The 14,565-nt window shown below is 53.7% G+C and carries 14 protein-coding genes and 1 riboswitch; of the genes, 5 read left to right on the top strand and 9 right to left on the bottom strand.

Annotated features, from left to right (window positions below; translation table 11 throughout):
- Positions 1-52 precede the first annotated feature (52 nt).
- The 4 genes from WFJ73_RS26630 to WFJ73_RS26615 form a co-directional block, all read right to left on the bottom strand.
- Positions 53-1,489, bottom strand: coding sequence for an MFS transporter (locus tag WFJ73_RS26630; protein ID WP_336775972.1), 1,437 nt, complete (start codon positions 1,487-1,489; stop codon positions 53-55).
- Positions 1,490-1,700: 211 nt separating this feature from the next.
- Positions 1,701-2,246 carry a TetR/AcrR family transcriptional regulator gene (locus WFJ73_RS26625; protein WP_336775971.1) on the bottom strand — a complete coding sequence of 182 codons (546 nt, stop codon included), beginning with the start codon at positions 2,244-2,246 and terminating at the stop codon, positions 1,701-1,703.
- A gap of 483 nt (positions 2,247-2,729) precedes the next feature.
- Positions 2,730-3,665 (bottom strand): aminoglycoside phosphotransferase family protein, encoded by a 936-nt coding sequence (locus WFJ73_RS26620; protein WP_336775970.1) that lies wholly within the window; start codon positions 3,663-3,665, stop codon positions 2,730-2,732.
- A gap of 111 nt (positions 3,666-3,776) precedes the next feature.
- Complete coding sequence (locus WFJ73_RS26615) at positions 3,777-4,847, bottom strand: lactonase family protein (RefSeq protein ID WP_336775969.1); 1,071 nt, start codon at positions 4,845-4,847, stop codon at positions 3,777-3,779.
- 154 nt (positions 4,848-5,001) lie between these two features.
- Here WFJ73_RS26615 and WFJ73_RS26610 point away from each other — a divergent pair, with 154 nt between their 5' ends.
- The 3 genes from WFJ73_RS26610 (at position 5,002) to WFJ73_RS26600 (ending at position 6,780) form a co-directional block, all read left to right on the top strand.
- A complete protein-coding gene (locus WFJ73_RS26610; protein ID WP_132311417.1) occupies positions 5,002-5,217 on the top strand; it encodes a hypothetical protein in 216 nt (71 codons plus the stop codon).
- A gap of 61 nt (positions 5,218-5,278) precedes the next feature.
- Positions 5,279-5,941: a futalosine hydrolase gene (locus tag WFJ73_RS26605; RefSeq protein ID WP_336775968.1), complete on the top strand. Its 663-nt coding sequence runs from the start codon at positions 5,279-5,281 to the stop codon at positions 5,939-5,941.
- Positions 5,938-6,780 (top strand): 1,4-dihydroxy-6-naphthoate synthase, encoded by an 843-nt coding sequence (locus tag WFJ73_RS26600; protein WP_336775967.1) that lies wholly within the window; start codon positions 5,938-5,940, stop codon positions 6,778-6,780. Before WFJ73_RS26605 ends, WFJ73_RS26600 begins: the two co-directional genes overlap by 4 nt.
- Before the next feature lie 734 nt (positions 6,781-7,514).
- On the opposite strand, the gene WFJ73_RS26595 is transcribed toward WFJ73_RS26600, so the two are convergent.
- A complete protein-coding gene (locus WFJ73_RS26595; protein WP_336775966.1) occupies positions 7,515-8,411 on the bottom strand; it encodes a sugar phosphate isomerase/epimerase family protein in 897 nt (298 codons plus the stop codon).
- Positions 8,412-8,414: 3 nt separating this feature from the next.
- On the bottom strand, positions 8,415-9,521 hold the full coding sequence (locus WFJ73_RS26590) for a Gfo/Idh/MocA family protein (protein WP_336775965.1): 1,107 nt from the start codon (positions 9,519-9,521) through the stop codon (positions 8,415-8,417).
- Positions 9,522-9,611: 90 nt separating this feature from the next.
- On the opposite strand from WFJ73_RS26590, the gene WFJ73_RS26585 reads away from it, so the two are divergent.
- Positions 9,612-10,478 carry an AraC family transcriptional regulator gene (locus tag WFJ73_RS26585; protein ID WP_336775964.1) on the top strand — a complete coding sequence of 289 codons (867 nt, stop codon included), beginning with the start codon at positions 9,612-9,614 and terminating at the stop codon, positions 10,476-10,478.
- Between the two features lie 73 nt (positions 10,479-10,551).
- Here WFJ73_RS26585 and WFJ73_RS26580 read toward each other — a convergent pair whose 3' ends face one another.
- Complete coding sequence (locus WFJ73_RS26580) at positions 10,552-11,316, bottom strand: protein-glutamine gamma-glutamyltransferase (protein WP_336775963.1); 765 nt, start codon at positions 11,314-11,316, stop codon at positions 10,552-10,554.
- Between the two features lie 100 nt (positions 11,317-11,416).
- Complete coding sequence (locus WFJ73_RS26575) at positions 11,417-12,715, bottom strand: NCS2 family permease (RefSeq protein ID WP_248758254.1); 1,299 nt, start codon at positions 12,713-12,715, stop codon at positions 11,417-11,419.
- Positions 12,716-12,837: 122 nt separating this feature from the next.
- Positions 12,838-12,936, bottom strand: a riboswitch (purine riboswitch).
- 295 nt (positions 12,937-13,231) lie between these two features.
- On the opposite strand from WFJ73_RS26575, the gene WFJ73_RS26570 reads away from it, so the two are divergent.
- Complete coding sequence (locus WFJ73_RS26570) at positions 13,232-14,233, top strand: MerR family transcriptional regulator (RefSeq protein WP_336775962.1); 1,002 nt, start codon at positions 13,232-13,234, stop codon at positions 14,231-14,233.
- Positions 14,234-14,326: 93 nt separating this feature from the next.
- Here WFJ73_RS26570 and WFJ73_RS26565 read toward each other — a convergent pair whose 3' ends face one another.
- Complete coding sequence (locus WFJ73_RS26565; RefSeq protein ID WP_336775961.1) at positions 14,327-14,563, bottom strand: hypothetical protein; 237 nt, start codon at positions 14,561-14,563, stop codon at positions 14,327-14,329.
- Between the last annotated feature and the right edge of the window lie 2 nt (positions 14,564-14,565).

Below are 14,565 nucleotides of genomic sequence, written 5' to 3'. Positions count from 1 at the left end.
ATTGAACGACCGAACTGGACTTGTTTCTTCTATATAATAGATGAAGGAATTGTTAATTGCTTGTTTCGACTCGAGGTGTTGGAACAGAGGTTTCGCTTGCGGCAGCCGTCGATGGCTTGCCCCGGCGAATCAGGAACGTAACCGACAGGAAGCCGATCGCAAGCATGGCCGCAAGAACAAACAGCGCCGGAACGAGATGATCGCCAAATACCTCCGGTGATGTGATGGCACCGCCGCTTTCGAAGATCAGCCCGCTGATCGCTACGCCAAACACGCCGCCCAGCTCACGGGATGCATTGCTCAAACCGCTGGCTTCTCCGGCCGCATGCTCGGGCACGGACGTCAGAATACCGTGGGACAGCGGCGTAAAGCTAAAGCCCATACCCGCACCAGCCGCAATCATCGCCGGAACGATATAGCCGAACGGGAAGATCGCGCCCTTGCCGATAATCATAAGGGCAAAATAGATCATAGCCGCTGTCTGAAGGAACAGACCAAAGAGCAGAATCTTTTTCGATCCGTATTTGCCAACGAGCAAGCCCGCAAGCGGTGCGCAGATCATCGTGCAGACGGTCCAGACCATTTCTCTAACGCCTGCTCCTAGAGCCGAATAGCCTTGGGCTTGCTGCAGGAATAACGTAAGCAGGAATATCGCTCCGAAAATCCCGGCATTCATCCAAAAGCCCGCCGATAGATAAGCGCTGTAAGTCCGGCTTTTGAAATAGTCGAATTGAACAAACGGCTGCTTCCGGCTGCGCTCCCAGAAGTAGAAACCAAGTAGCAGGACCGCGCCGCCTGCAATAGCCCCCCATACGCTAAAGGCATCCCAGCCTTCCGAGTTGCCGCGCATTAAACCAAACACGATGCCGAACAAAGATACTCCCAGAAGCACAATCCCCGGCAGGTCCAGAGGCTTGCGCTCACCCTTCGACTCCGTCAGCCACAACGCGCCAAGGATAACGGCAATAACGCCAACCGGCACGTTAATCCAGAAGACCATTTCCCAAGGCGCGCCATTAATAATGATCCCGCCGACCAAAGGTCCTATCGATAGTCCTAATCCGGAAATGCCGGACCATAGGCCGATAGCCGCGGCGCGTTTTTCGGGAGGGAAAGCCGCATTCACAAGCGTTAGGCTAAGCGGAATGATAGCCGCGCTGCCTACTCCCTGCAGCGCCCTCGACAGCGACAGCTCGATAGAGCTGGTACTGAGGGCCGAAGCAAGCGAGCCAAGCGTGAACAACACGATGCCGAGCAGGAATATTTTTTTGCGGCCAAAACGGTCGCCAATTGCACTGAACGGAATAAGCAGCACCGCAAAAGCTAATGTATACGCATTGAGGAACCATTGCAGGTCGGACATGCTGGCGTGAAATTCCTCTTGGATGGATGGCAGCGCCACCCCGATAACCAGATTGTCGAGCATAGCCATAAACAAGGCGATACAGGTAACAACAAGCAGCCGAGCACGGGAAGCGGTAGAAACCATGTTTAAATCTCTCCTTTTTTTGGTTTTTTATTTATTGATTAATAAATACAAGCATAAAAAAATATAGATTTAGATGGGATGGCGGATCAGATGCATGCTTGGTCCTCCTCCTATTAATTATTTATTAATCAATAAATGAAAAGCCTTTAAAAAAATCCGCTCTGAAGCAAACGGATTTTATCAGGCAGCCGGAACGGCTTGGGTTGGGAGGTTACTCGGTGTGGCCCAGATGTCCCAAATCGCCAAGTATGGGAAGCTCGAGAATCTCGGACATAGTAATAACCATCCCGCAGGCGATAAAGGTCGAGGCTTGCTGTCTTGGATTCGGAATCCCCGCCCGCTCGAACCGTTCCGTGATTAATTTATGCACCTCGGCGAATCTCTGTTTTACGATCACGCGGACGTTCGGCTCCGGTGTCGTGTAAGACTGCATGCAGAGCAGCGTCTCATCCCGGTGGGTGGCCATCAGCTCGTTGAAAGCTTCCCCCATATGATGGTGGAGCATTTCCGCAGGGGCTTCTACCTGGGAGAAAGCATGGATCAACCGCTTCTGCGCTCTTTCAAGGACAGCGAGATATAATATTTCCTTCGATTTGAAGAAGTGAAACACGTAGGGCTGAGTGACCCCAACCTCTGCAGCAACCATAGCGGTTGTTGTCTTGTAATACCCGTTATTCGCAAATAGCGAGGCAGCTGCATCTAATATCTGTTCTTTCCGATTCGTTACAGCGTGGAAGTCTTTTTCTCTTGGCGTCATAGGCAACCTCGTTTATTTATTTATCAATAAATTACTGTATAAGATTGGAAATGTCAATAGGCTCCATCCAGGAAAATTTCTTTGCTATGGAAAAAGCCGACGGATGTCGGCTTGATTGTTAGGCGGACGGTAAGCTGGCCGCCCTGTGTTTCGGGCATTATAGCAGGGAATTTGCCTGCTATTTGACTAGTTTGCCGCGTGCGGGGCGTCCGGCTTGATTTAGCATTTTTGCCTGCTATTTAGCTCATTCACCCTTGCCCTGAATGCACTACCCCGAGATAAGACGGTTTTTCCGTCTTATTAGGCTACTTCCTCCCGACAATCGAGCGTTCGCGCCACTCTAACACGGTTTTTTCCTCTTATTTGGCCAATTCACTCTCGTGTTCGCTTGCTCTCCCTGCTGCAAGACGGTTTTTCCGTCTTATTGGGCTACTTCTGCCCGACAATCGAGCGTTCGCGCCACGGTTACACGGTTTTTGCCTCTTATTGCCCTTGACGAAGTTCGTCGAGCAGCTCCTCGAACCAAGCTGCTCGCTCCAGGGCGGCGGGGATATCGCCGACGCCGTCTTCGTCGCACCATGCGGTTGACAGCACCGCATGAGCGAAACCCCACGCCAGTAACCTGGCGTGGTCCAGACCAAGGGCGCCGCATAACAGCTCCACGCGGCGCCGGATCACTTCCCGCTGCCCCTTCGGCGGCAGCTGGTTCAAGAGCAGCGGAATCGTTCCGTATTCCGCTTCCCCAACCACACCCTTCGGGTCAATGGCCAGCCATCCCGGCCCGCCATGACCCGAAGATAAAATATTCCCATGGTGCAAGTCACCATGGAGCAAGAACAACCCTCCGCCGCCCTCTCCGAGCAGGCGGCGAAAAACCTCCTCCGCGCGGCTGACCACGCGCTCCGGCAGCGGCCCCGTGCCGCCGCCATGCCGCTCTCGCAGCCGGGCGAGGCCCGCGGCCCAGTCCGCTACGGACGGGAATTCTCCCCCGTCCGGCGCGGGAACCGCCAGCCGCCGCATCACCTCGGCGGCCGCCAGCACAGCATCGTCGTCGCTCAATCCCGACGACGACAGCATCACCCCCGGCCGGACGCGCTCAATCAATAGCGCTCCCCGCTCCTCGTCCGCGGCAAGCACGCGCACCGCGCCGCGGCCGTCATATAATCGCAAAGCCGCCAGCTCCGTGCGGAATTCCCGGCTTGGCACGCCAAGCTTCAGCACGGCAGGCGTTCCGTCCCGCAGCACGGCCGGGGCCACAAAGTTATACGACAAAACAAAAGGAGACGGCAATTCTACCGTCATCCCCCATTGTTCCTCGCAGTCCAGCAGCAGCTTATCGAAGCCCGCCAGCCACTGCTCGCCTTTTTCGCCGTGAACCGATCTGATCGTCTGACACAAATGCTCTGGAATCTGCATCATGCACTCTCCCCCGGCATTCTTACTCTCGCTATTTCAGCATGTACGGATCTGAACGCACCCTCGCGCATGCTCTGGAATCTGCCACACACTCTCTCCTGCAACTATCTCGTACTACAGCTGAACCGGAATGACGCATACCGGCTGGGAAATTTCGATCGAATAGCCCGTATACACCGGCATACCCGACTCGCTAATGCGGAATACCGCTGCATTATTGGTATCCTTGTTCACCGTGATCGCGAATTGACCGCCCGGTACCAAGGCAAAATGACGCGGATGTTTTCCTTCCGTCGACACATGTCCAATCAGCGTCAGCTGTCCGCTCTCCGCATCCACCGCAAATACGACAAGACTGTCATGACCGCGGTTTGAGCCATAGAGGAAACGACCGTCCCCGGAGATCGCGATTTCCGCAGTGCCATTCGCTTCAGCGAACCCTTCAGGAAGAGTCGGCACCGTTTGCACGGCCTCGAGCGTACCCTTTTCCGCATCGTAACGGAAGGAATTAATCGTCGAATCCAGCTCGTTGATCACAAAAGCAAATTGTCCGTTCGGATGGAAAGTCATATGGCGCGGACCCGCGCCAGGCTGCACCACGGTCTCGCCGTGACGAACCAGCTTGCGGTTTTCCTTATCCAGCTTGTATGCAACAATCCGGTCGATCCCAAGATCCGGCACAAAAATATATTTGCCGTCCGGGCTGAAGTTCGTGCTGTGCGGATGCGGCGTTTTCTGGTTCGGGTGAGGACCGCTTCCTTCATGCTGCTGAATATCGAGAATCTCGCCGATCTCCCCGTTATCCGAAAGCGACACAAGGCTGATCCGGCCGCCATGGTAGCTGCACAGCAGTACAAATTCGCTGTCCGCATCACGCTGAATATGGCAGGACGGCGCCGTAATGGCAAGCTTACGATTTAATTGCGCAAGTCCGCTGCCTTCGATCGAAAAAGCAACCGCATCGCCAACCTTCGCCCCTTCCGCATCCGCGCCTTCGGCAATGGCATACAGTCTGTTTTTCGCAGTATCCACGTTAAGGAAGGTTGGATTTTTTAATCCGGATGCCTGCTCCTTAAGGGTCAGCGTCCCTTCGACCGTATCAAATTCATAACGGTACACGCCGCTGTTCTCCGCTTCCGCGTAAGAGCCGATAAATACGGTTAATTTGTCATTATGTAAGGTCATGAATAATATCCTCCTGCTTTTATAGAATGTTCCTTATATTGTACCCTCTCATCCGGCATAAACCAAGCCTTTCCCTCCGCATGGACAACAGCCCGAAATAAGCCTACACTGTTTTTAACGAATCCGTTATTTTGCGAAAGGAGCGAAAGCAAAAATGGCTATCAACCGTAGATTGACGACTGATCCGGACTTTGAAGAAGCCGTAAAGCGAAAATATCCGGTACGCGTATTCAAGGACGACTTTATCGTGAACAACGGCGGCACGGTCATTCGTTTTGACGACAGCATCGTTGTCATTCAATCCAGCGTGAGCGACCTCGTCTACTATACAAGGGCGGAATGCGAGTTTTTCGAGGTCCGGAAAAAATGACAGCCGCCTTTATTTAGCGCTATAATTAATTTAGTACTAAGCTATTAAAGGAGTTTGCAGCATGAGCGAAAATGGAAAAATACTCGTCATGACCGCCGTTGCGGTTGAACGGGATGCCGTCCTGCGCGGCCTTAACGGCGACGACCGCTTCGAGGTAATGGATGCCGGCGTTGGTCCGGTGGAAGCCGCCGTCAGCACGGCAACGGTCCTGGCTTTGGCAGGTCCAGGTGCCTACCGTCTTGTCATTTCCGCAGGCATCGCGGGAGGATTTAAGGAACGTGCCGAGGTGGGTACGCTGGTTGTCTCAAGCGCAATCATTGCCGCCGATCTTGGTGCCGAGACGCCGGAAGGTTTCCATAGCGTGGACAAGCTTGGGTTCGGTTCTGCTCATATCGAGGTTGATTCGGAGCTCGTCGAGCGACTAACTTCGGCGCTTCAGACTGCTGGACTGCAGACCGCTCTCGGCCCCGTCCTTACCTTATCTACGGTTACCGGTTCTGCCGAGACGGCTGCCGGGCTGGCCGAACGGATTCCCGGTGCTGCAGCGGAAGCGATGGAGGGCTTTGGCGTTGCGGCTGCTGCCCGCCGCGCAGGTCTGCCTGTGCTCGAGCTGCGCGCGATTTCGAACCCGGTTGGCCCGCGTGACCGCAGCGCTTGGCGGATTAAGGAAGCTCTGCAGTCCCTCGAGGCTGCAAGCTCCGTATTACGGGAGGTTATTGTATGAAAATCGCTTTTTCCCCGTGTCCGAACGACACGTTTGTATTCCATGCCCTGACGCATGGTTTGGTTCCCGGTGCGCCGGAATTTGAAGTGATGTATGCCGATATCGACATTACGAACAATTTGGCGGCAAGCGGCGACAGTGATCTCGATGTGCTCAAGATTTCCTACGCTGCTCTGCCGTGGGTATTAAAAGACTACGCGCTTCTGCCATGCGGCGGCGCTCTTGGCCGGGGCTGCGGCCCGCTTGTTCTCACAAAAGACAAGCTCGAGGACGCTTCTTACCTCAGCGGTAAACGGGTGGCCGTTCCGAGCGAACGCTCGACTGCCTATCTGCTGTTCCGTCTATGGGCAGCGCAAAATGTTCCCGGCGGCGTAGGCGAGATTATCGTGATGCCGTTCCACGAGATCATGCCTGCCGTACGCGATGGCAAAATCGACGCTGGTCTTGTTATCCACGAAGCCCGCTTCACTTACCAGAATTATGACCTCTCCATGCTGGTTGACCTTGGCAGCTGGTGGGAATCCGATACCGGCCTGCCGATTCCGCTTGGCGCCATTATCGCCCGCCGCTCACTCGACCTCGGTACCCTTTCCAGCTGGATTGAGCAATCCGTCGAGTATGCATGGAAGCATCCTGAAGCTTCGAAGGACTACGTCATGCAGCATGCGCAGGAAATGGATCCTTCCGTCGCCCAGCAGCATATCAACTTGTACGTGAACGACTTCACGGGCAACCTGGGCAGCAGCGGTTATGCCGCGATCTCAACCCTGCTGAACCGCGCAGCAGACGAAGGCCTTGTACCTGCGATCGACCCTGCTCTTCTCGAGTTCCCGGGTTAAACTTAAGGGAGTCCCTTTTAACCGTTATGGTGAAGGGGACTCCCTTTTTTCTTTTTTAAAGAATAAGCTGAGGGTAAGGATAATGCCACTCAGCCTCTAACTGAATGTAATGTAAACGTACAGGTCATCCGGCGTGCAAAGCTTCATTTGGAGCACCCTACTGCAAAAGTGCAGGTCATTAGACCAAATATAGCTCAAAATAGACGCTTGCTGCTCGATTAACATGTACTTTTGCATCTTAATTACCTTCCAGCCAACTCCGAGGTAAATTGACATGCACATTAGCAGTTTGTTGCAGACTCCGACTCCCTAACGATACCGCGTATCGCTAAGCTCAACCATTTAGCTACTTTCCGCAAGCCTTCACGCGTTTCCGCGCACCTTTCCGCGTACGAGCCATAACGAAAAAGAGCTGCCCGACAATCGGACAGCTCTTAACTATTCCCTTACGACCCGATTATACGTCGGAGTCGTCCCATTTTTTCGAATATGCTTTCTTAGTGACCCAAAGGGTCATCCAGGTGAGCAACACAACGATGATGGCAGCAAAAATCCAAACCCCAACAGGAACGTTCATCTGCAACTACCCCCTTCTCGCCTATTACTTACTATATTAACGGACAATACGGGAGCATATACAGGCTAAATATTAACATTTTGCAACGGTTTACACCGGAATCTGTCATTTGGAAGCATTCCGTCTCCTGCATAAGGGCAGACTACCGTTAAATCCCTTACCGGAAAGCGCGAAGGAATTCCACCGCCTTGCGGATATCCTCCTCCGGACGTTGCCCGACTTCCCGCTCAATCGTCAAATAACCGTTGTACCCAATATCCTGCAGCGCCTTCAAATAACGGTCAAACGGAACGCTGCCTTCCCCAAGCGGAACCTCGCGGAATAAAGCACCGTCGCTCGCCATATCGGCGATAATGTCATGGCTCATTCCCGCAAAGCCCAGATAGCCGTACACGACGCGCGGATCAATCTCGGGCGCCAGCTTAATTCCGTCCTTCGCATGCGTATGCACGATATAATCCTTCAGCAAATAGACGCCCTGGACCGGATCATCGCCAGTCACCATAACCATATTGGCCGGGTCGAAGTTAACCGATACGCCGTTTGTCGTAAGCGAATCAAGGAAAGACTTCAATCGCGCAGCAGGCTCGGGACCCGTCTCAATCGCAAAATAAGCCCCCATGCTGCTTGCGTAGCTGCTAAGTTCTTCACAGGAAGACTGCATCGCAGCGTAGATTGGCGAATTCGTATCTTCCGGCACGATGCCGATATGCGTCGTGACGATGCTGGTCCCCAGATCAAGCGCCAGCTCGAGAATCCGCTTGGACTTTTCGATTTTGGCCGGATTAGCCTCTGCATCCTGGAAGCCATGTCCCCCCAGATCGCCGCACAAAGCCGATATCGTAAGGCCAAGCGACCCAATCCGGTCCTTCAACTCGCGCCTGGCCGATGCGGACAGATTGGCAGGGTCGGTCTCGCCGCTTACCGCGTAAATCTGTACGCCTTCCGCCCCAACCTCTACCGCCTTTTTCAATCCCGCATTCAAACCAATCCCAAAGCTCTCGACTATAACGCCAATCGGATTGCTAATCTTTGTATTCGCCAGATCCGCCATGGATTAGACACCCTCCTTCGCAGCAGCGGCAGTCGAAGCCGCAGCCTCCGTATTCAAGACCACTTCTGCCCCAAGAGCCGCCGATTCATAAATCGCCTGAAGCATCCGCATCAGCTCCACGCCGTCCTCTACCGGGCTGATCGGCTCGGCTTTACCGAAGCAGCAATCAACAAAGTGAGCAACCTCCAGGTCAAAGCTTTCCTGGAACTGGAACGCCAGATGATCCAGCTGCGGCTCGATATTCACGATTTTATTGAACTGCTCGGTTACGATCACCAGCTTCGGATCAATCTCGGCTCCGCCTTTGGTTCCGTAAATTTTGCTGCTCATTTCGTTCTGCGCGGCATGCAGCGTGTAGCTGATATCGACATACAACGAAGCCCCGTTCTCGAAGCGGATGAGCGCATTGGCCATATCCTCGACATCGTTAAGCGAAGCGTCGTAATCCGCCGCTTTATAGAAGCTTAAGCCTTCAATATGCGATCGGTTGCCCAGCTTCCGGTACGTATTGCCGCTAACCGAAACCGGCTTTGGCTTGCCCATCAGATACCAGCACAAATCAATCATATGTACGCCGACATCAATCAGTGGACCGCCGCCCGAGCGTTCGGAATCCGCAAACCAGCCGCCCGGGTTGCCTAACCGCCGGATTGCCGATGCTTTGGCATAATAAATGTCTCCGAGCTGTCCGCTCTCCGCATACTGCTTCACAAGCTGCGCCTGGTCGGCATATCTGCGGACGAAGCCTACCAGCAGCTGTTTGCCGGAACGCTCTACAGCCTCCTGTACGGCAAGTGCCTGCTCAACCGTCTTGGCAAGCGGCTTTTCGCATAACACATGCTTGCCGGCATCCAGCGCGGCCACCGCAATCTCGGCATGGCTGTTATTCCAAGTACAGATGCTTACCGCATCAATCTCCGGATTCGCCAGCAAATCTTTATAGTTATCGTAAACATGAGGGATGCCGTAAGCTTCGGCCTTCTCCCGCGCGCGTTCCCCGTTCAAATCAGCGATTGCTGCAAGCTCCACCTCTGGATGAACCGAATAACCATGCAAATGCGAGCCCGATATCGACCCTGCTCCAATAACTCCAACCTTTAATTTCGTCATTGCCAGCATCTCCTCCATGTTTCCTATAATCAGTTGCAACCTGCTCTATGTTCAATTTATCATGAGTATAAAAAGAGAGGAATGAACAGCATGGCTCAAATCATGGATTATATGATCAGTTCCCAGCCCCTTCGCATGATCGATTTAACGGTGGACCCCGCCAAGCTGTCCGTTCGTTCTCTCGTTATTCGAAACGTAGGTTATTTACCCGGTCGAACGCATTTCCGGCAGGGGGCGGTTTTTCAATATTGGGCGATCGTTTATGTTGCGGGAGGCTCGGGAACTTACCGCGTCGACCATGGAGAGGCGCAGCAGGTGACGGCCGGCAGCTTGTTCTTGTTCCAGCCCGGCTTTCATTACGATTACGGTCCGGACCCGGGCGGCTATTGGGACGAGTATTACTTTACCATCGAGGGCACACGGTACCGGGAGTGGCTAGAACATTGGCCGATCCTCCCGAACACGGTCATGCATCCGGGCGAGGACGCTTCTTCGCAGAACCGGATTGACCGCATCTTTGCTCTGATGGACAGCGGCACCCCGGCCGATGCCGACCGGGCTGCGCTGACGCTTGAGTCCCTTCTCTACGACTGGGTGCAAAGCTGTCAGTCCTCGCCTGCCGCTCAAGGCAAGACGGCCCGACTTGCCCAGCTGCTCGAGGCCTTGTCCGGCACTTTGCATGAACCTTTCGACGCGGCGGCTTTTGCCGAGCGCCATCATTGGGCGTTATCGACGCTGCGCCGTACGGTCAGCGAGTATACCGGCTTCGCTCTGCACGAATACGTCCATCGGCTAAAAATGGCCGAAGCCAAAAACCGCCTGCTCAATACCGAGCAGACGGTCAAGGAGATCGCCGCGGCGCTTGGCTACGGCGATGTGTTTTATTTTTCGCGGCTGTTCAAGAAGATTACCGGCGAAGCGCCCCGGCTGTTCCGCCGCAACATGCGTTCGAAATGAGAAAACCTAATTAATTCTATTGCGGAAAAATAAGACCCTTGGAGGGTCTTATTGCATCTATGCTTGACTCTTCCTACAATCTTACCGCAAAGCGGCTGCCTCGAGCCGCGATCTGCTTCAAATGCTGGAAGTTCGGATGAACGACTAGATCGTCGAGATAAGCCGATTCGGTGCTGAACGGCTCGCGCATTCTATTTAATGCACTAACGATCTGTTCCCCCGACTCGATGCCGATGCCATGGCCGAAGAAGAGATTATCCGACAGCTTCACGACGTTTTCCCCTTGCCATTCCGGCGTCTCATGGTCGAAATCCGGATTGCGGAAGTACATCACGTCGCCCGGGTACGATTCGTTCTTGTTATGTGTCGTAATGAACCATAAGTCGCCGTCATGGTTCCAATCCCGCAGATAAAGCGGATTAAAAAGCCTGTTGAACGCTTGCTCCCCGATTGTATCCAGCACTGCTTTGTACAGCACGATTACAATCGCGGTCGCGCATTCGAACCCGTAATTTTCGCCATTCTGAAAAATATCGTTAATCGCATCCGAAGGCTGAACATCCGGATTCATCTGGAAGCCGCCGTTCTCCGTCCGCGTCCAATAACGCGGATTACATCTGGAATGACGGAATACCGCGAAGTCCGCCCGGCTGTCCTGCAGCATTCTGGCCGCATTCACCGTACGGTCCCGAAGGCGCAGCTCGAACCGGAGCGAGTCCATTGAATCATACTGGTAGACAACGGGACTGTTTTGCTTGCCTTGCAGCACGTCCCGCTCGACCGGCGTTAACGCAAACGGGTTAATCTGCCCTGCGTCATTGCCCGAAATTTGAAGCATTCCCTACCCCTCCCATGATCTTGCCATGGGTTATTGTACGTGTAAGGGCAGGGATTTGTGCTCTTCCCTAGGCTGCGCCACGGGCATTTTAGGCGGGTGGCTAGTGGCTGAAGAAACCGATCTGAATAAAGAACAGAACCGCAAATACGTAGAAAATCGGATGTACCTCTTTGCCCTTGCCGCGGATCAGCTTCAGAATCGGATACACGATAAAGCCGATGCCAATCCCCGTTGCGATGCTGTACGTAAGCGGCATAAGAACAACGATCAGGAATGCCGGAAATGCTTCTTCAATGTCGCTCCATTCGATTTTGCGCAGGACGTTAATCATCAGGAAGCCCACGATAATAAGCGCCGGAGCCGTAATGGCCGGAATACCCGCGAGAACCGATACCGTCGGGGAGAAAAAGAGCGTCAGCGCCAGCAGCACGCTTACCGTAATGGCCGTCAGACCGGTTCTGCCGCCTACGGCTACCCCCGAGCTCGACTCGACATACGCGGAGGTTGGGCTTGTGCCAAGCAATGCGCCGGTAGTTGTACCAATGGCATCGGCAAGCAGCGCGCCGCGCGAACGCGGGAACTTATTGTCCTTGAGCAGACCGGCTTGCTCCGCAACGCCAAGCATCGTGCCGGTTGTATCAAACAGCGTAATAAGCAGGAAAGTGAAAATAACGGCATAAAGACCATTTTGGAACACGCCGCCAATATCCAGCTGGAAAGCGGTCGCACTGAGGCCGGTAGGCAGCGCAGCCCATTTTTCCGGCAGATGCATCTGGCCTGTAATAACCGCGATAATAGCCGTGATGATCATCCCGATGAATAGGAAGCCCTTTACCCGATAAGCCATCAGAATAAGCGAGATAATTAGACCTACAATCGTAAGCAGCGTCATCGGCTGCGACAGATCCCCCATCGTGATCAGGGTCGCTGGGGAAGCAACGACGATTTTTGCATTTTGCAGACCGATAAACGTAATAAATAAGCCGATACCCGCCGTAATGGCATGCTTCAGACTTGATGGGATGGCATCAAGCAGCATGTAGCGGAAGGAAGTCAGAGACAGCAGGATGAAGATAACCCCGGCGACAAAAACCGCGCCAAGCGCCGTCTGCCACGATACGCCTTCTCCCCCTACGACAGAAAACGCGAAATAAGCGTTAAGCCCCATGCCGGGCGCCAGCGCAATCGGGTAATTCGAGAAAAGTCCCATAATGAGCGTTGCCACGATACTTGCGAGGACGGTTGCGATAAAGACGCCGTGGAAGTCCATTCCCGCTTCGCTTAATACGCCGGGGTTAACGATTACGATATAGACCATCGTAAGAAAGGTCGTAATTCCCGCGAGCAGCTCCGTTGTTAACGTTGTGCCCCGCTCCTTCAGTTTAAACAGGCGATCCATTGCTTGTTCCCTCCAGGTTATCCATAATGTCCGGATTGCGTGTTACCTATTGTCCCCTTGAATGCGCCGGATTAGTAAATCTGGAAACAAAAAAAATCCTACGCCGCGAATAAGGGAAGATGGTACACGTATCCCTTATTCGTAGTTAGGATTTTTGGCTCCTTGTAGAGACCCTCACGCCATATTGATGAGGATATACGAATGATAGTGATGTTAGCTGTTTAATTAACCTTCATAAGGTTACTGGACAAACCTAGGCACTGTCAATCCTTTTTTTTGCGAAAATACGTTCTATTCACGAACTATTTATTGTCAGTCATATTTAATGTTCGTTTTTCAGAATTGAAGCTGTCTATCATAAAGCTTTGCTGAATACTGTCGAACGTCCCGGTTTTTGCGAATCGAATCGGATGAACACTTCTTTTAGCGATATACGACTACCTTTGTCAGGCGGGCAGGGAGATCGTTTTCGAGGACGAATAAGTCTCGTAAGTGACAAATGAATGAGGTGATGAAATGACGTTGCTCAAAACGAAAGAGGCGGCCCTTCAGCTGGCTGTCAGTGAAACAACCGTCAGGCGTTGGGTGTCGACCTTCCCGGCTTCCTTCCGGAAAGATATGTTTGGACATTATATTTTTGACACCCCTGCGATGGAGAAGCTTCGGAAAATCAAAGGCCAGTTGGATTCCGGTACAGCCCTGTACGACATCCGGCTTCTGTCGCTGGCGGAAGAAGAGACATTGGCGGCGGTTGCCGCTGAGGTAATGGGAACGGCCGAATCCGCTCCGTCTGTTGTGGCGGAACGCCCGGCAAGCAAGTCAGATGATTCCGCTAAGCTGGTAGTTGATGCCAAGGGGAATGTTCATGCGGCAGATGGCTTGGTTGGTGCAACAGCAGGTGTAGGCCGAGCTGGCGGCGTAGTGGACAATGCAGGCAACCTTCATACGGTTGGCGGCAGCTCTTCCATGAGCGCCGGAGCTATTCCTATTGGCAGAAGCAGAGTTGGCGCGCTGGTGGTGGATAGTGCCGGTAACGTATACGCGGCAGGCGGTGAAACCGGAGCTCAAGGAGCCGAAGCGTCGGCTGAAATTACAACCGGCCTCCAGCATGCTGCGGCAGCCGTAGAGGTGGCGACCGGTGATCGGATGAGCCCGGCAGCTCAATCGCCTGCGGAATCTGCTTCCCAACCGTCCGAAGCTTCGCAAGTCATCGTCCCTTCTGCCCCTGTCCATTCTTCATTCTCCGTAACCGACGAACTCGATCCGATGCTCGAACGTCTAAATGCCATAGAAGCTGCCCTGTCCCAGAAGGCCGATGAAGTCGTAACCGTCCAGCTGCTCCATCATCGCAAAGAGCTTGAGGAGCTCCGCAGATCGCTGACCGAGCTTGCCGCAACCATTGAAGCCCTTCGCACGCCGCAGCAAGAGCTGCTTGCTTTCGGAGAAAGCGCCAAAGCCGCCGCCGAGAACGAAGGCAAACGCAAGAAACGCGGCCTGCGCTCGTTCTTTTTCTTCTAAACGCCATCTCATCGCAGGGCCTAGCTCCCTCCACTCCCGCGTCCCCCGCATCCGAGTGAGGCCGGGTTAGGTCCTATTGGCGTTTGATTGGTATCACCCACCCGCTCCGCCATTCTTTCCTTCTTCCGCATTCACATCGTAGATAACCGGCGTGAAGCGGCCAGCCATTGCTGCCACCATATCGTTGACTGCCCGCGTTTCTTCCTGCACCTTGTCCTTCACCAATACAACAACCCGCAGCTCCCCTAAGCACCATCCAACCGCCTTCCCGTCCACCAAAATAAATAGAAAAGAGCCAGCCCCTTGAATGGGTCGGCCCTTTCCATGCATCC

This window comes from Paenibacillus sp. MMO-58, assembly GCF_037146255.1.
Taxonomy (GTDB): domain Bacteria; phylum Bacillota; class Bacilli; order Paenibacillales; family Paenibacillaceae; genus Pristimantibacillus.
The sequence above is the reverse complement of the archived record's forward strand: the minus strand, read 5'-3'. Positions and strand labels throughout refer to the sequence as shown.